The organism is Halorubrum ejinorense (assembly GCF_039522565.1).
In the GTDB taxonomy this organism is placed as follows: domain Archaea; phylum Halobacteriota; class Halobacteria; order Halobacteriales; family Haloferacaceae; genus Halorubrum; species Halorubrum ejinorense.
In genome coordinates, this window is the sequence record NZ_BAAADQ010000001.1 from 315791 (window position 1) to 332883 (window position 17093).

Sequence of the window (17093 nt, forward strand, 5' to 3'; positions counted from 1 at the left end):
GGGCGGCCGGCTCACTCCGGCGCGGCGAGCCGGTAGCACATGCCGGGCTCGTCGGTGTCCTCCGGGGCGCGCTCGGTGTAGTAGATCCCGTCGTCGGTGACGAACGGCGCGCTGGTCACCTCGCCGTTGCCCTCGACCGCCCAGGTCACCGAGCCGTCCTCGCGATCGAGCGCGTAGAGGTGCTCGTCGTACGAGCCGACGAGGACGTGCCCGTTCGTCACGGTCACGTTCCCCGTGATCCACCCGTCCGTCGGGGTCGACCACAGCTCCTCGCCGGTCGCTAAGTCGATCGCGTAGACGTTCGTGTCGTGGCTCCCGACGTACACCGTCCCGTCGTGGACCGCCGGCGCGCACATGACGCCGCCGGTGCGGATCGGGTCGGGCTCGTCCGACGGCGACACGGACTCGTCCGTCTCGAACGACCAGAGCCCGGCGCCGTCGGTGACGTCGACGGCGGTGACGGTGCCGGCCCACGACGGGACGACCGCGATCCCGCGGCTGACCGCGATCGGCGCCTTGACGTCGCCGCCGGTGTCGAAGGTCCACGCGCGCTCGCGGTCGGCGAAGGACCACGCGTAGACGCGGCCGTCGTTGGCGCCGAACAGGAAGCGGTCGCGGTCGAGGTCGACCGCGACGGTCGAGTGCGGGTGGTCGGTCGGCCGGCCGTCGCGCCACACCTCCTCACCGCTCTCGGCGTCCAGCGCGACGGCGGCGCCGCTCGGCGGCGAGAACTCGACGGCGACGTACAGGGTTCCGTCGTGGTACGTCGGGCTGGCGGCGGCCGCGTCGCCGATATCGGTCTGCCACTCGATCTCGCCGCTCGCGACCGAGACCGCTGAGACGACGCCGTCGTAGGTGCCGACGTACGCCGACCCCTCGGCGACCGCGGGAGTACCGTGGCTCCCCCACTTGGCGTCGGAGAGGTTCGTCGCCCAGTTCGTCGTCCCGTCGACCGCGATCGACTGGATCCGGCCCGTGTCGTCGGCGACGAGGATGTCGCCCGACGGCGTCTGCATCGGACTGCCCTTCGAGGCGGAGTGCTCGCCCCGGTTCGCCGGCACCGACCACCGCACCTCGACGGTCTCGGGTATCGTCGCGTCGACGTGGCCGTGGTTCCGGAGCCCCTGTCGGAACTGCGACGCGAGTCCGTCGGACGACTGCGGTCGGGCGGCGAGATCCAGCGGCAGCTCAACGTCGTCAAACGTCGGTCCGGCGCCGGCAGCGGGCGAGTCACCGCCGGGCGGCGAGTTGTCGCCGAGCGAGCTACAGCCGGCGAGTCCCGCGACGCCGACGCCGCCGGCGACGCGGAGCAGGTCGCGACGCGTCCGTTCTCTCATGGGAACCGGTTCGCGGGTGGGGATAAAAATCCATGTCGCTCGGACCGAGCCGGAGCGGAGTCGACGAACGCGATACGGCCGCGGCTGCTCGAAGGAGCGGTGTGAGAGTTTTGCGAGGGAAGAGCGCTCCGAGAGCGCCTTCCGCATCACGGGGGGGGGACCCCGGCGATGCGAGGGGAGGGATTTGAACCACGGTCGCGCCGGAGGCGCTCCCTGATTCAAATCCCTCCAGCATTCGGGCGTTGTGACGCGCTCGTGCGAGGGGTGAGATTTGAACCCACGGACCGCCGCGAGACGGTCCGGCTCGCTTCGCTCGCCGGCTGCGACCCGCGTGCTCTCGTTCGCTCGCAAGGCTCGCTCACGAGAACTCTACGGGAGCGGAGCTTGAATCCGCCGTCGTTTCTCGGCAGAGAGTCGCGCGGCTGGCGGGATAACGGTGTGAGAGTTTTGCGAGGGAAGAGCGCTCCGAGAGCGCCTTCCGCATCACGGGGGGCGGACCCCGGCGATGCGAGGGGAGGGATTTGAACCCACGGACCTCTACAGGAGCGGAGCTTGAATCCGCCGCCGTTTCCGGGCTTGGCTACCCTCGCACGCGGTTCGAATGAGTCCCTCGCGGAGATTTAAACCACCGGTTTCCGCGCCGGCCCTCGCGGCGCGCCCCGCGTCGAGGAGCTACTTCGTCGCGATGTCGGCCCAGACGAGCCGGTGGTCGGAGGCCTCTTCGGCCGCGTCGCTGAGCCCGCGCTTGTTCGCGTTCGAACTCGGCCAGACCACGGACGACGAGCGCAGCGACAGGTCCGGCGAGGGCAGGACCCAGTCCACGGTGGCCCCGCCGCCGAACTCGGCCGTCGCGTAGGGGTTCCCGCGCTGTGCGCCGCCCGGACTCGTGGGACGGCTCCGGCTGTTGAAGTCCTCGTTCTCGATGAAGAACTTCCGGGCCGGGTCGAGCGGTTCGTCGCCGGGGCCGGCGTTCATGTCGCCGAGGAGGACGTAGGATGCGTCGTCGTCGAGGCCGCCCTCGGTTCCGGAGTCGTCGTAGATGTAGTCCTCGCCGGCGACGTATTCGGCCCAGAACCGGTTCTCGTCGTGGTTCCAGCGACCGTTGAAGTTGTTCGCGGCGTCGAATCCCGTCGGCGTCGGGTGCGAGAACAGCCCGTGGACGACTTCGCCGTCGACGTCGAACGGCACGTCGATGTGCGTCTTCGAGGAGAGCCGGAACGCGCCCAGTTCGTCCTCGGTCAGGTAGATGTTACCCTCGCTCGTGTCGACCCCGTCGTCGTCGGCGAGCGGGATGAGGTTGTCCGGCATGTCCGCCCACAGGAACTCCTGGAACGAGCGGATCGCGCCCTCGTCGAACGGAATCTTGCTCGCGATGCCGAAGGCGTACTGGCCCGGATAGAACCCGAATCCGAAGGCGTCGCCGGGGCGCTCGCCGGCCTCGCCGTCCTTGTTGAAGTCGTAGTCGGTGTCCGGCAGGAGCCCGGTGTTGCTCTCCGGCTGGAGGGTGTGGTCGTACTCGATGCCGTCGAGACCCTCACGCTGCGGGACGCTGAGGTAGTTGTCGACGAACGCCTCGATGTTCGTCCGGTCCGTGGGAACGTTCACGTCGTCGTCGTCGCTGTTCTCGACCGTCGCCTCCTGCTCGTTGTTCGCGAGCTCGTTCACGACGAGCACGTCCGGGTCGACTTCCTGTACCACGCGGGCGGCCGCCTCCGCCTGGTCGTCGCCGGGAGTCTGGACCTGCTCCGTCCCCAGATTGACGACGTTGAACGCGGCGTACCGCGGCGTCGACGGCTTCCCGCGGGCCGCCGCGGTCCCCGCGACGCCCGAGAGCGTCACCGTCGCGCCGATCGCCTTCAGAACGCTCCGCCGTGAGCTTGGTTGTGGCATGCGAACACGAATTTCATTTGTAGGATGTTAAATTTTTTATTATACATAAATTAATTGACTACTGCGTCGGTGTAATCAGTGCTGCCGGCGAACGCTCTCGTTCGTGAGGAGCGGTCTTCGAGGACGAACGGTTCGGTCCGTCGGGTGGTTCGGTCGTGGCGGCTCAGTCCGCCGACCGAGCGCCGACCAGCGTCGCACGAAAACCGCCGGCCGACGACTCGCCGACCTCCAGCGTCCAGCCGTGGGCGGCCGCGACGCGCTCGACGATGGCGAGGCCGATGCCGGTGCCACCCCCCTTCGAAACGCCGAACGCGGTCAACCCAGACGACGCGTCGGCGGGCCCACCGTCGGCGTCGGGCAGTCCCGGTCCGTCGTCGGCGACGTACAGGCCTCGGTCGTCGACGCCGATCCGCACCTTCGGCGCGTCGCCGGCGTGGTCGAAGGCGTTGCCGATCAGGTTCCCGACCGCGCGGCGGAGGAGCGTCGGGTCGCCGACGACCGGTCCGGGGTCCTCGACGACGACGTCGGCGTCGGACGGGGTGGCGCCGAAGTCGCCCGACTCCAGGCAGTCGCTCGCGAGGTCGTCGAGGTCGACGGCGGCGTCCTCGGTCTCGACCTCGGCCGGGTCGCGGGCCATCACGAGCGCCTCGTCGATCATCGTCTCGATCCGGTCGAGCGCCTCCTCCGCGGCGGCGAGCCGCTCCGTGCTGTCGGTCTCGCGGGCGAGTTCGACGTACCCGCGGGCGACCGAGAGGGGGTTCCGGAGGTCGTGGGAGAGGAAGCCGGCGAGGCGTTCGAGCCGCTCGTTGAGCCGCCGGAGCTCGCGCTCGCGTTCGACCCGGTCCGTGACGTCGCGGATGACCCCGACCGCGCCGACGACGCGTCCGTCGCGTTCGATGGGTGACAGTCGCGTCTCGGTGGTCACCTCCGTCCCGTCGCCGAGCGTCGTCGTGAGTTGGACGCGCTCGTCTTCCGACTCGCCCGCGAGGACGGGTTCGACGGCGTCTCGGTATCGCTCGCCCATCTCCGCGGGCCAGTGTCCGGCCTCGACGATCCGCTCCGGGTGTTTCCCGTGGAGGACCGCCTCGTCGAAGCCGGTCACCTCGCGGAGCCGGTCGTTGACGAACACCCGGTTCCGGTCGGCGTCGAGGACGTACGCCCCGTCGCCGAGCGCGTTCACGATCGACTCGGCGCGGTCGATCGGCGCGGAATCCGGCGCGGTGTCCATGGCCTAGGCACGGGCCCGTCGCTCAAGTGTCCTCCGGGTGGCGGCAAAACCGGCGGGCGCTCAAAGCGCGATCATCGTCACGCCGACGACGGCGAGCAGGGCGGCGAGGAGGCGGATCCGGAAGTAGCGCTCGCCGAGGATGATCCCCCCGAGCACGACGGCGACGATCGCCTGAGTGTTGATCACCGGCGAGGCGACGCTCGCGGGGAGCGACGCGAACGCGACGGTCGTCAGGTGTTCGCCGAGCGCGACGAGCGCGCCGGCGGCGAGGAACTTCGGCGCGTCGCGCCGGGTCACGGCTGCCGGGTTCCGGACCGCGGCCGGCAGCAGGATGACCCCGACGCCGACGAGGAGCAGCGGGACCCACAGCGTGCCGGGGATCGCGAGCTCCTGGAGCGCCACGCGCTTGCCGAGGTCGGCGACGGCGTAACACGCCGCGCTCACGACGGCGAGCTGGGCGGGTCGAGAGTGGACGGCGCTGACGAGCGGCGCGAGCAGGCTCCCCGGCTCGTAGTTCGCGACGTAGACGGCCGCCGTGGCGACGACGGCGCCGGCGATCTGGATCGGCGCCAGCACCTGCCCGAGCAACAGCACCTCGAGCGGGAGCACGAACATCGGGACGACCTTGTTGATCGGCATCACGTACGAGAGGTCACCGCCCTCTATCGCCCGGAGGAAGAGCACGAAGGCGGCCGCGGTCGCCGCCGCGGTGCCGGCGACGACGGCGACTGAGACGGGGTCGACCGCCGCGAGCGACCGCGCGATCCGCCCGGGCGCGCCGACCGGATCGGTCGCGAGCGCCGCCACGTCGCCGTCGGTCGTCGCGGCGGTCACCGGGAGGAACCACGCGAGCGCCGACGCGTTGATCAGCACCGTGACCCCCGCGGGCGGGTAGTCGGAGAAGAGCCGCTTGAGCGCGAAGACGTACACGCCCCAGACGAGCGCGGCCCCGATCGCGAAGAGGAGTCCGAGGTCCATCGTCCGGCCCGAGGGCGGGTCGCCGAAAGAAGGGTTCGGTCCGGTCGCGTCCCGCGGGCCGAGCGCGGCCGAGGAGCGCGACCGAGAGCGGCCGCGGTCGCGAGCGGTGCGACCCGCGGACCGCGAAACGGTTAGGTCGCTGGGCGCGAGACGGCTTCGCATGGACGAGCACACCCGGGACCCCGGCGTCGCCCCGCCGCTCGGGGACCCGACCGGGTGGCACGCGGGCGGCGACGGACCGGACCGGGCTGACGAATCGGACCGGGGTGACGACGCCGGGTCAGCCGGCGACGCCCGGCTCGCCGGCGGCTACTGGGAGCACGCCACGCTCCGGCGGGCGACCGAACACGGCGTTCGGCTGTTCAACGACGGCGCCTACCACGAGAGCCACGACTGCTTCGAAGACGAGTGGTACAACTACGGGCGGGGCACCGTCGAGAGCGCCTTCCTCCACGGGATGGTTCAGGTCGCCGCCGGCGCGTACAAGCGCGTCGACTTCGAGAGCGACGCGGGGATGCGGTCGCTGTTCGAGACGGCCCTCCAGTACCTCGACGGCGTCCCGGGGGACTTCTACGGGGTCGACGTCGACGACGTTCGTGAGACCCTCCGGGCCGCGCTCGACGACCCGAGCGCGGTCGACGACTGGCAGATCCGCCTCGACGACGCGCGGACCGCGGCGTATCCGGCCGACTACGAGTACGCGGAGCGGCTCGAAGAGAGCCACTGAGGCGGGCTGAAGACGCGGGTTCCGATCCCCGGCGGAGAGGCGGCGGCACGACCGCGCGGAGCGCCGGCGATCCGAACGCCACTTATCCGCCGCCTACCTGTGAGCCGTATGGAGATTCACGACTTGGGCGACGGCGACCCGGAGGTCGCCGTGGTCGGCGGGATCCACGGCGACGAGCCCTGTGGACCCCGGGCCGTCGAGCGGCTGGTCGACGCCGACCTCGAGGTCGAGCGACCGGTGCGGCTGATCGTCGCCAACGAGGCGGCGCTCGCCGCCGGCGAGCGGTACCTCGACGCGGACCTCAACCGGGCGTTCCCGGGGAACCCCGACGGAGCGGCACACGAGGTGCGGCTCGCGGCCGACCTGGTCGACGCGCTCGACGGCTGTACGACGCTCGCGATCCACTCGACGCAGTCGTACGCCGGGCCGTTCGCCGTCGTCGACTCGATGGACGAGGTGACCCGCGCCGTCGCGCCGCACCTCCCGGTCGACGCCGTGATACAGACCGACGCGTTCACCGAGGGGAGGCTCATCGAACACCCGCACACGCTCGAAGTGGAGGCCGGGCTCCAGGGCTCCGACGCCGCCGCCGACAACGCCTACTGGCTGTCCCGGGCGTTCCTCGCGGCGACCGGCGCGATCTCCGCGCCCGGCGCCGACGACGTGCTGGACGCCGGCGGCCGGGAGGACGTCGCGGTGTTCCGACTCCGCGAGCGGATCCCGAAGCCCGCCGCCGACAGCTACGAGGTGTTCGCACACAACTTCGAGCGCGTCGCCGCCGGCGAGCGGTTCGCGGCCGCCGACGGCGAACCGCTGCTCGCCGACGAGCCGTTCTACCCGGTCTTGCTCTCGCCGAACGGCTACCGCGACCAGTTCGGCTACGTCGCCGACCGGGTCGGCACGCTGGAGTGAGACGCCGGGACGCCCCCGCTACTCGACGAGTTCGATCGTGTCGTCGCCGTTCGGCACCACGCAGATGAACGCGCCGGCCTCGTCGCCCTCGTTCCGGTACCAGTGTTCGGCGCCCGCGGGGATCAACAGGGCGTCGCCGGGCGAGACCGCGTGTTCCGTGTCGCCGATTCCGACGACGTACTCGCCGGCGAGGACGTACTGCTCGTGTTCGACCGCGTTGGTGTGACGCGGAACCTCGGCGCCCGCCGCGAGTTCGAAGCGTCGCATCGCGAAGTGCGGCGCGCCGTCTGACTCGTCGATGAGGACGGCCTTCGAGAGCCCTTCGGCGGCGTCGACCGGCTCTGCCGTGACTTCGTCCCCGCGTTTCACGATCGGCCCGAGGTCTGCTGTGTCGCTCATGGTCGTCCGTGACGGTGCCCGTGTATTTAAGCGATCACCGACCGAACCGGTTGGCATGCGTGGAATCAAGATCGGGAGCGCGTTCGGCATTCCGATCAGGCTCAACTGGACGTTTCTGATCGTCTTACCGCTGTTCGCGTACCTCATCGGCGGGGAGGTGGGTACTATCGTGGAGGTGATGAACGAGGCAGGGGGGATCGGGATCGACGCGGCCGTGCTCGCGTCGGGGCCCGCGCCGTGGCTGCTCGGGCTGGCGGCCGCTATCGGGCTGTTCGTCGGCGTGTTGCTCCACGAGTTCGGGCACTCGCTGGTCGCGATGCGGTACGGGTACGAGATCGAGTCGATCACCCTGTGGCTGCTCGGCGGCCTCGCCAGCTTCAAAGAGTTCCCCGAAGACTGGAAACACGAGTTCTGGATCGCGATCGCCGGACCCCTGGTCAGCGTCGCGGTCGGGGTCGCGTGTTTCGGGGTCGTCTTCGTCCTGCCCGCCGGGACGGGGGGCTCCGTCGGAGTGAACGCCGCCCTCTTCGTCTTCGGCTACCTCGCGCTGTTGAACGTCGTCCTCGCCGTCTTCAACATGCTGCCCGCGTTCCCGATGGACGGCGGCCGGGTCCTCCGGGCGCTGCTCGCGCGGAACCAGCCGCACGCGCAGGCGACCCAGCGGGCCGCCTCCGTTGGGAAGGTGTTCGCGTTCCTGATGGGGATCATCGGGCTGTTCACCTTCCAGCTCCTGTTGATCGTGCTCGCCTTCTTCATTTACATCGCCGCCTCCGGCGAGGCCCAGCAGACGACGCTGAAGGCCGTCTTCGAGGACGTCACCGTCGGCGACGTGATGACCAGCCGCGAGGACCTCCACACGGTGAGCGAGGACACCTCCGTCGCCGAGCTGATGAATCGGATGTTCACGGAGCGTCACACCGGCTACCCCGTCCTCGACGGGGACGAACTCGTCGGGATGGTGACCTTAGAAGACGCGCGGTCGGTCCGCGACGTCGAGCGCGACGCCTACCGCGTCGACGACGTGATGGCGACCGACATCGTCGCCGTCGCCCCGAACGCCGACGCGTTGAGCGCGCTCCAGACGATGCAAGAGAGCGGGGTCGGTCGGCTCGCGGTCGTCGACGCCGACGGGGAGCTCGTCGGACTCATCTCGCGGTCGGACCTGATGACCGCGTTCAACATCATCCAGACCGGCGGGACGCCGGGCGTCATCAGCGGCCGCCAGGGGGTCGAGGACGGCCCCGGCGTGTTCTGACCGCTCGGCCGCTCGACGTCGGCCGACCGAACCCCCCGGCGTGGGGTATATACGCGGCAACGACCTACCTCGGCACGTGACAACCCGGACCATCCGCGCCCGCGACCGGCCGGTGTTCGGCGTCGACGTCCACAGCGGCGACGTCCGCGGCGACAGCCCCTCCTACGCGCTCGTCATTCTGGACCCCGTCGACGAGGACGACGAGGACGCCCCCGACGCCGACGGGCCGATGGCTCGGGTCACCCGCGACGTGGTCTCCTTCCGGAAGCTCTGCCGGCTGATCGACGACCGCGAACCCCTCTACGTCGCCACCGACAACGCCTACGAGCTGGCGGCCGACAAGGGGGAGCTCGTCGGGTTTCTCCGGTCGCTGCCCGACGGCACCCGACTGGTCCAGGTGACCGGCGCGGAGCGGCCGGAACCGCTCTCGCGGGTCGCCTCCCGACACGGGATCCCCTACGGCAAGAAACCGATGAAGGAGGCCGAGGCGTCGGCGCGGCTCGCGGCGGCCAACGTCGGCCACGAGGTGACCGCGTTCACCGACGAGACGACGGTGAAGGTGTCGCGGGGGCGCTCGACCGGAAAGGGCGGGTGGAGCCAGGACCGCTACACCCGCCGGATCCACGGCAACGTCAGGAAGCGGACGCGACAGGTCCAGTCGAAGCTCAAGGAGGCGAACCTCTCGTTCGAGCGCGACGTGACCGAGAAGTACGGCGGCTTCGCGAACGCGACGTTCACCGTCGAGGCGCGCCCGGAGGACATCCCCGTCTCGAACTCTCGGGCGGGCGACGTGCGCGTCGAGGTCGAGCGCGAGCGGCGCGACGGCATCGAGTACGAGCCGCTCGTGAAGCGGCGCGACCGCGTTATCGTCGGGATCGACCCCGGCACCACCACCGCGGCGGCCGTCGTCGGCCTCGACGGCACCGTCCACGCGCTGTACTCGTCGCGCACCGCCGACACCGCCGACGTGACGGCGTGGATCGTCGAGCAGGGGCGGCCGATCATCGTCGCCGCCGACGTGGAGCCGATGCCGGAGACCGTCGAGAAGTTCCGACGGTCGTTCGACGCCGCCGGCTGGCAGCCCACGACCGACCTCCCGGTCGACGAGAAGCTCCATCGGGCCCGAGAGGCGAACTACGCGAACGACCACGAGCGGGACGCGCTGGCGGCGGCGCTGTACGCCTACGACGACCACGAGGACCAGTTCGACCGGATCGCGGCGAAGACGCCGCCGCGGCTCGACCGCGAGGCGGTGATCGCCGGGGTCGTCGCGGGCGGCTCGTCGGTCGAGGCCGTCATCGAGGACCTCCGCGAGACCGACGACGGCGGGGGCGACGGGGGCGACGAGGACGAGCCCGACCCGACCGAGCCCGAGCGCACCGAGGAGGAGGAGACGATCCGGCGGCTCCGCGAGCGCGTCGACCGGCTGGAGTCGCACGCGGAGTCGCTGGAGGACGACCTCGACGAGCGCGACGAGCGGGTCGAAGAGCTGGAGTCGGAGCTAGAGGAGGCGAAACGCGAAGAGCGGATCGAGGCCCGCACGCGACGGGCGGTCTCGCGGCTGGAGCGCGAGACGGACCGGTTGGAACGCGAGCGCGACGAGGCGCAGGAACGCGTCGCCGACCTCGAACGAAAGGTGGAGACGCTGAAGGAGCTGTGGCGGCTCGACCACTCGAATTTCGGTGACGTCGCCGAGGGACGCGGGCTCGTCAGCGTGAAGGTCGTCGAGCAGTTCACGCTCGACGCCCTCGACGCGGCCGACGAGGCGTACGGGCTCGTCGCGGGCGACGTCGTCTACCTCAGAGACCCGTCGGGCGCCGGCCGCCGGACCGCGGAGCGGCTCGCCGAGACGGAGCCGCGGGCGGTGATCCGCGACGAGGGGAACCTCTCGGACGTGGCCGACGAGGTGCTGTTCGAACGCGGAGTCCCGGTGGTCCCGGCCGACGCGGTGCCGATCCGAGAGGTCGACGAGCTGGCGGTCGCGAACGAGGACGACCTCGCCGACGCCGTCGCCGACTGGGAGGAGCGCGCCGAGCAGCGTCGCCGCGACGAGAAGGCCGAGCGGATCGACCGGATCATCTCGGAACACCGCGCGGGCCGCACGCTCCCCGAGACGGAGGAGTGAGCGGCGAGCGGGGCCGGGGCGGCGGCGCTCCGCGTGAGTCGTCGGCACGCATCCAGAAGTCATATGTCCGGTAACGCACACTCGGAGGTATGGACGCTCACGAGCTGATCACCCGGAACGCGGCCGAGGTGGTCACCGAGGCGGAGATCGAGGCGCTGGCCGACGACCCCGAGGGCAAGCGGGCGTACGTCGGCTACGAGCCCTCGGGCGTGCTCCACATCGGTCACATGCTCACCGCGAACAAGCTCATCGACCTCCAGGAGGCGGGCTTCGAGGTGACGGTCCTCCTCGCCGACGTTCACGCGTACCTCAACGACAAGGGCTCGTTCGAGGAGATCCGCCACACCGCAGAGCGGATGCGCGACCAGTTCATCGCGTACGGGCTCGACGAGTCGAACACGCAGTTCGTGCTCGGCTCCGACTTCCAGCTCGACGACGACTACACGCTCGACCTCCACGCCTTGGAGCTGGAGACGACGCTCGCGCGGGCGGAGCGGGCGATGGCCGAGATCAGCTCGGGCGACTCGGTGAAGGTGTCGCAGGCCGTCTACCCGCTGATGCAGGCGCTCGACATCCCGTACCTCGGCGTCGACCTCGCGGTCGGCGGGATGGAACAGCGCAAGGTCCACATGCTCGCTCGCGACGTGTTACCGAGCATCGAGCGCGAGCCGCCGACGAGCCTCCACACGCCGCTGATCGCCGACCTCGGCACCGGCCGCGGGAAGATGTCCTCCAGCGAGGGCGTCACCATCTCGATGGAGGACTCGCGCGAAGACATCGAGTCGAAGGTGAACGACGCCTACTGCCCGCCGACCGCGGACCCCGAACCGACCGAGGACGGCGCCGACCGCGAGAACCCCGTCCTCCAGGTGTTCGAGTACCACGTGTTCCCCCGGTTCGACTCCGTCGTCGTCGAGCGGCCCGAGGAGTACGGCGGCGACTTAGAGTACGACGACTACGAGGCCCTCGAAGCGGAGTTGGAGTCCGGCGAGCTCCACCCCGCGGACGCGAAGGGGGCGCTCGCCGAGTACCTCGACCGCCTCATCGCGCCGGGGCGCCAGCAGCTCGCCGAGTAGGCCGGTCGCTACTCGGAGTTCGCTTTTCGCTGCGTCGCGTGACTGCCGGCCGGGCAGCTCCCGTCCAGACAGCTCCGTCCGGCGGCCGTCTCGAAGACCGGGAGCCCGCAGTCGCACTCGTCGACGACGACGCCCGCCGGGAACGAGAACGTCGTCTCGCAGCCGGGGTAGTTCTCGCAGCCGAGGTAGACGCGGCCGGGCGCGGAGCGGACGGCGAGGTCGCCCTCGCAGTCGGGACAGTCCCAGACCGCGTCGAACCGGTCGCTGACGGCGTCTTCCATCGGGTCGCAGGCGGGGTCGAGACAGAGGTGGAACGGCTCGCCGCGCTCGACGCGGATCTTCGGCAGCCCGCAGTCGTCGCAGGTCGCGTCCGTGACGCTCGCCCCCGCGGGCAGTCCCCGCCGCGTCTCGCAGTCGAGACAGACCACGTCGCCGCGCGAGCGCACGAGCGGCCCGCCGTCGTCGGGACAGGTACCGACCGGCGTGCCCGCCTCGGTGACGGGGAGCGCCCGGCTCGCTGTCGCCTCCTCTGCGACGACGCGGAGCCGCCGGGAGCCGTCGCGGGCGGTGACGGTGAACCCCTCTTCGTCGCCCTCGACGACGACGCTCTCGGGGCGCGTGAGCCACGCGACCGGCTGGTAGCCGTCGGCGTCGTGGACGAGCGTGGTGTCGTCGGGCTTGATGAGGACCACGACGCGCCCGCGGTGGGTGCGCGTTCGGTCGCCGCGGTCGGTCACCTGACAGTCGCCTGCGAGTACGCGGAGTCGTTGCGGCATAGGGCGGGTTGCCCCGTTCTCCCGTTTAAGCGGTCGGCGGTGAGCCGCTCCGCGCGGCCGGGCGGCCGATCGCGCTCTTTACGGCGGGTATTGTGTGGTTAACTTAGCAAGATCGCTCTGGGAGGGCAGATATGAGGGAGGGATCTGATTCGGACCCGTCGGTGACGGCCGACGGAGCGTCCCCCGTTCGGGTGGGCGTGTTGAGTTTCCACAACAGCAAAGAGACCAAAGCGATCCTCAACGCCGTCCGGGCGTTGGGCCACGAGCCGGTCTGGCTCCGCGAGGAGAACACCAGGTCGTGGATCGAAGACGAGCGTCTCCGATTCGACCCCGACGTGGAGGTCGTCGCGAACCGACTGCTGATGACGAAGGCCGCCGAGCCGTTGGACGACCTCGGGATCGCGACGGCGTACGCCGCGTCCCGCGCGGTGTTGAACCCGCCCGAGGTCGTCGTCCGAGCGCTTCACAAGTACGGGACCGCGGCGAGACTCGCGACGGCGGGGATTCCGGTTCCGGACGCGTACATCGCATTCAGCCGACGAACGATCAACGAGGGGAGCCGCCTCACGAGCGAGAAGGCGGTCCACAAGTCCGCGATCGGGACGAACGGGAATCGGATGGCGATCGTGGGCGCGGACGATACCGTCGCTCCGCATATCGCTCGCCGTCGGGCGTTTTTACAGGAGTTTATCGACACCGGCACCGAGCGGCCGTTCGACGTCCGCGCGTACGTCGTCGGCGACCGCGTCGTCGGCGCGATGAAACGGTACGCGCCGTCGGACGAGTGGCGGACGAACGTCGCCGTCGGCGGCGAGGTCGAAGATTTCACCGCCGACTTGCCCGAGGAGGCGGCGCGGCTCTCACGAGAGGCGGCCGACGTGCTCGGCCTCGACTACGCCGGCGTCGACCTGTTGTGTCGCGACGGCACCTGGTACGTACTTGAGGTGAACGTGACGGCGGGATTCAAGGGGCTCTTCGAGGCGACGGGGATCAGTCCGGCACCGTCCATCGCCGCGCTCGCCATCGAGCGGGGCGGCGGCAGCGTCGACCGCGATCGCGTCACGTCCCTCGCGTCGGTTCTGGACGATTCGGTCCCCGACTGTAAGCCCTCGATCGATCCGGAGCCGGAGGAGTCGATGACGATCGGCTACACCGAAGCTGTGACGGTGAGCGCGGGCCGGCGGGCGGTCGACGTGGTCGCCAAGTCGGACACCGGCGCCCGGCGGACGAGCATCGACTTCGACGTCGCCGCCGAGACCGGCGCCGGGCCGATACTCAAGACGGTCCGCGTGAAGTCCGGATCACAGCGGAAGCGACAGCGGCGCCCGCTCGTCGAGATCGACGTGAAGATCGGGAGCCGCTGGCAGACCGTGACCGCGAGCGTCGAGAACCGGAGTCACATGAACTATCCCGTGCTGCTCGGGCGGGACGTTCTCGACGGGTACCACGTGGACGTCACGAAGCGGGAGCGCGAGGAGTGACCTACTCGACCCTGACCGTCCGCGCCGCCCGGACGGGCAGGAGCGGCAGGTCGGGGAAGCTGACCTCGACGACGAACTCCAGTTCGTCGGCGTCCGGCGGCCCGAACACGCCGACCGGGACCGTCGCCTCCCCGTCGAGGTACGTCGTCGTCGCGCTCATCTCCACGTCGTTGACCGTGACGCGGATCCCGGCGCGGGCGCTCCCGGAGACGGCGGCGACGCCGACCTCGCACATCTCGTTTTCGCCGACCGCGATGGCCTCGGGGAAGTCCCCCCAGTCGACGTCGACCCGCGGGCAGTCGCGGGCGGCGTCGACGACCCGCTCGGCGACGGAGTCGCTCATGCCGGCGCCGGAGAGCGTCTCGGGGCCGCCGTCGACGACGTCGACGGGTGAGGTGAGGTCGGCGTCCGCGAGGCGCTCGGCGCGCCCGGAGCCGACCCCCTCGATCGCCGTGAGCGCGACCGCCTCGCGGGAGACGCCGTGTTCGACGCGCGCCTCGACGCGGCGGGCGAGGTTGGCGGCGCGCGGGCCGGCGAAGCGGTCGAGGAACTCGGCGAGCGCGGCCAGCAGGCGGAGCGCGTTCTGTCGGATCACCCACGCGTCCGAGCGCAGGTCGCTCGGGATGGAGTCGTTCATCCCGGCGAGCAGGATGGCGAACACCTTGCGGTGGCCGTCTTCGAGGTCGGTGTCGCGGCCGTCGAGGATCCGGTCGATCGCGTCCGACTCGGCCGAGCGCGCCGAGACCGAGTCGAACTCGCCGGCGGCCGCGACCGTCTCCAACACCGAGTCGACCGCCATGGAGTCCCGGTCGGCGAGCGCGCGGAACCGGCGGGCGGTGTCGAGCCGCATGTAGTACTTCGATGCGAGTCGCCCCAGCGCGGTCGGTTCGATCGCGAGGTCGTCGTCGGCCGCGACGAACCCGTCGTCGACGAGCGATTCGAGCGTGTCGCGGACGCGGTCGCGCAGCGTGGAGAAGTCGTACTGCTCCGGCTGCGACGCCGCGCGGACGTAGTAGAAGGTGGTCTCTAACCACGCCATCACGTCCTCTAACCCGCGGATCGTCCCCATCGCGATCTCGGCGTTGAGGTGCGACTCCAGTTCGGCCGCCAGTCGAGATTCGATCGCTTTGCCCTCGCGGAGCAGTTTCCGGTACTTGTCGGCGTCCGCGCGGTCACAGACCACCCAGCCGTACCCCACGTCGTCGTACTCCGGGCGGCCGGCGCGGCCGAGCATCTGGAGCACGTCCAACGGCGAGATGTCCGTCTCTCCCTCCAGCGGGTCGTGGTACTTCGTGTCGCGGATGACGACGCAGCGCGCCGGGAGGTTCACCCCCCACGCGAGCGTCGACGTCGAGAAGAGGAACTTGATCTTCCCCTGTTTGAACCACTCCTCGACGCGGTCGCGGTCGTCTTTCCCGAGGCCGGCGTGATGGAAGCCGACGCCGTCGGTGACCGACTGACGGAGCGTGTCGTTCGTCAGCTCCGTGGCCTCGTTGTGGAAGTCGTAGTCGTCCCGCGAGTCGATCGGGATGTCGCGCTCCGTGATCTCGTCGCGCGCCTTCTTGGCGGCCTGGACCGTGTCCTGTCGGGAGGAGACGAAGACGAGCGCCTGCCCGTCTTCCCGGACGTGCGGCTCGGCTAAGTCGAGCGCGCGGTAGAGCCGGCGGTACTTGTCGGCGAACGCGTTCGAGCCGTGCGAGTACGTCTTCACGCCGGTCTCTAAGTCGACGGGGCGGTACTCGTCCCCGAACGCGTACGTCGTCTCCGCGGGCGCGTCGAGCCACTCGGCCACGTCGTCGATGTTCGGCATCGTCGCCGAGAGCGCGACGACGCGCGGGTCCTGGAGCCGGCGGAGCCGCGAGACGGTGACCTCCAGCACGGCGCCGCGCTTCTCGGAGTCGAGCAGGTGGACCTCGTCGATGACGACGCAGTCCACGTCGGTGATGAACGAGTAGCGCGCCGAGTCGTGTTTCCGCGTCGCGCTGTCCGCCTTCTCCGGGGTCGTCACCAGCACGTCCGCGCGCTCGGCGCGGCGGGGGTTCAGGTCGCGCTCGCCGGAGACGACGTAGACGGAGTAGCCCAGCTCCTCGAACCGCTCCCACTCGCTCTCCTTCTCGTTGGTGAGCGCGCGCAGGGGCGCGACGAACAGGGCGGTCCCGCCCTCGGAGAGGGTCTTACAGATCGCGAGCTCGGCGAGCGCCGTCTTCCCGGAGGCCGTCGGCGCCGACGCGACGACGTTGTGGTCGGTCTCGAGAATGCCCGGCAGCGCCTCGCGTTGCATCCGATTGAACTCCTCGAACCCGAAGGCGTCGGCGAACTCCGGCACCGCGTCCGCGACCTTCACGGCACACCACACCCGTGTGCGAGTCGTCGGGAACCGCGGCTGTGTCGCATCGGATCGACGGGAGGGCCTCGGGGGCAAAGGCGTTTCTCATACGGGCGGGACGGGGCGGCCGTGCGCGGCGTGGCGCTCGCGACGGCGGTCGGCGGCGATCGCGCCGTCGGAGACCCCCACCGTTTAGGTGACCGCGACCGACCGAACGGGTATGCTTCCCTCGTCGCCGGTCGTGATCGGTGTCGCCGTCGCGGTCGCGCTGCTCGCGCTGTTCGTGCTCGTCCGCCGGCTCCGCGGCCCGTCGGCCGAGGCGCGCGAGTCGAAGCGCGCTCACGAGGCCGCCCAGAAGCGCGACGCGCCCGTCGAGATCGGCGAGACCTACGAGTTCGGCGTGACGGAGCTCACCGACCACCACTCCGGGGACGAGGTCGCCGTCGGGAAAGTCGAGGGGTTCGTCGTGTTCACCGAGGACGTCCCCGGCGGCCTCGAGCCGGGCGACGTGATCCGCGCGAAGGTGCTATCCTTCAACGAGGGGCGAACCTCCGCCGACGCGACCTTCGTCGGACGGGCGTAG

14 protein-coding genes and 1 tRNA gene are annotated in these 17093 nt (G+C 70.4%); 7 read left to right on the forward strand and 8 right to left on the reverse strand.

Going from position 1 to position 17093, the window contains the following annotated elements; all coding sequences use genetic code 11:
- Window positions 1-11 precede the first annotated feature (11 nt).
- The 5 genes from ABDZ89_RS01670 to ABDZ89_RS01690 form a co-directional block, all read right to left on the reverse strand.
- On the reverse strand, window positions 12-1337 hold the full coding sequence (locus ABDZ89_RS01670) for an outer membrane protein assembly factor BamB family protein (protein WP_343776063.1): 1326 nt from the start codon (window positions 1335-1337) through the stop codon (window positions 12-14).
- A 506-nt stretch (window positions 1338-1843) separates the two neighbouring features.
- A tRNA-Leu gene (locus tag ABDZ89_RS01675) sits at window positions 1844-1927 on the reverse strand.
- Window positions 1928-2009: 82 nt separating this feature from the next.
- On the reverse strand, window positions 2010-3227 hold the full coding sequence (locus ABDZ89_RS01680; RefSeq protein ID WP_343776065.1) for an endonuclease/exonuclease/phosphatase family protein: 1218 nt from the start codon (window positions 3225-3227) through the stop codon (window positions 2010-2012).
- A 163-nt stretch (window positions 3228-3390) separates the two neighbouring features.
- Window positions 3391-4455 carry a PAS domain-containing sensor histidine kinase gene (locus tag ABDZ89_RS01685; protein ID WP_343776066.1) on the reverse strand — a complete coding sequence of 355 codons (1065 nt, stop codon included), beginning with the start codon at window positions 4453-4455 and terminating at the stop codon, window positions 3391-3393.
- 60 nt (window positions 4456-4515) lie between these two features.
- Window positions 4516-5433 carry an EamA family transporter gene (locus ABDZ89_RS01690; RefSeq protein ID WP_343776068.1) on the reverse strand — a complete coding sequence of 306 codons (918 nt, stop codon included), beginning with the start codon at window positions 5431-5433 and terminating at the stop codon, window positions 4516-4518.
- A 160-nt stretch (window positions 5434-5593) separates the two neighbouring features.
- On the opposite strand from ABDZ89_RS01690, the gene ABDZ89_RS01695 reads away from it, so the two are divergent.
- Both ABDZ89_RS01695 and ABDZ89_RS01700 read left to right on the forward strand, forming a co-directional pair.
- Entirely contained in the window at window positions 5594-6160 is a 567-nt protein-coding gene (locus ABDZ89_RS01695; RefSeq protein WP_343776070.1) for a DUF309 domain-containing protein, read from the forward strand.
- Between the two features lie 108 nt (window positions 6161-6268).
- Window positions 6269-7072 carry a M14 family metallopeptidase gene (locus ABDZ89_RS01700; RefSeq protein ID WP_343776072.1) on the forward strand — a complete coding sequence of 268 codons (804 nt, stop codon included), beginning with the start codon at window positions 6269-6271 and terminating at the stop codon, window positions 7070-7072.
- An 18-nt stretch (window positions 7073-7090) separates the two neighbouring features.
- On the opposite strand, the gene ABDZ89_RS01705 is transcribed toward ABDZ89_RS01700, so the two are convergent.
- Window positions 7091-7471 (reverse strand): cupin domain-containing protein, encoded by a 381-nt coding sequence (locus tag ABDZ89_RS01705; protein ID WP_343776074.1) that lies wholly within the window; start codon window positions 7469-7471, stop codon window positions 7091-7093.
- Between the two features lie 55 nt (window positions 7472-7526).
- Between ABDZ89_RS01705 and ABDZ89_RS01710 the strand changes: the two genes are divergently transcribed.
- The 3 genes from ABDZ89_RS01710 (at window position 7527) to ABDZ89_RS01720 (ending at window position 11927) form a co-directional block, all read left to right on the forward strand.
- Window positions 7527-8726, forward strand: coding sequence for a CBS domain-containing protein (locus ABDZ89_RS01710; protein ID WP_343776076.1), 1200 nt, complete (start codon window positions 7527-7529; stop codon window positions 8724-8726).
- A 76-nt stretch (window positions 8727-8802) separates the two neighbouring features.
- Window positions 8803-10851 (forward strand): DUF460 domain-containing protein, encoded by a 2049-nt coding sequence (locus tag ABDZ89_RS01715; RefSeq protein WP_343776078.1) that lies wholly within the window; start codon window positions 8803-8805, stop codon window positions 10849-10851.
- 89 nt (window positions 10852-10940) lie between these two features.
- Complete coding sequence (locus ABDZ89_RS01720) at window positions 10941-11927, forward strand: tyrosine--tRNA ligase (RefSeq protein WP_343776080.1); 987 nt, start codon at window positions 10941-10943, stop codon at window positions 11925-11927.
- 8 nt (window positions 11928-11935) lie between these two features.
- On the opposite strand, the gene ABDZ89_RS01725 is transcribed toward ABDZ89_RS01720, so the two are convergent.
- Window positions 11936-12703 (reverse strand): topoisomerase DNA-binding C4 zinc finger domain-containing protein, encoded by a 768-nt coding sequence (locus ABDZ89_RS01725; RefSeq protein WP_343776082.1) that lies wholly within the window; start codon window positions 12701-12703, stop codon window positions 11936-11938.
- A gap of 131 nt (window positions 12704-12834) precedes the next feature.
- On the opposite strand from ABDZ89_RS01725, the gene ABDZ89_RS01730 reads away from it, so the two are divergent.
- Complete coding sequence (locus ABDZ89_RS01730) at window positions 12835-14184, forward strand: putative ATP-dependent zinc protease (RefSeq protein ID WP_343776084.1); 1350 nt, start codon at window positions 12835-12837, stop codon at window positions 14182-14184.
- A 1-nt stretch (window position 14185) separates the two neighbouring features.
- On the opposite strand, the gene ABDZ89_RS01735 is transcribed toward ABDZ89_RS01730, so the two are convergent.
- Window positions 14186-16528 (reverse strand): DEAD/DEAH box helicase, encoded by a 2343-nt coding sequence (locus ABDZ89_RS01735; RefSeq protein WP_343776086.1) that lies wholly within the window; start codon window positions 16526-16528, stop codon window positions 14186-14188.
- 202 nt (window positions 16529-16730) lie between these two features.
- On the opposite strand from ABDZ89_RS01735, the gene ABDZ89_RS01740 reads away from it, so the two are divergent.
- On the forward strand, window positions 16731-17093 hold the full coding sequence (locus ABDZ89_RS01740) for a TRAM domain-containing protein (protein ID WP_343776087.1): 363 nt from the start codon (window positions 16731-16733) through the stop codon (window positions 17091-17093).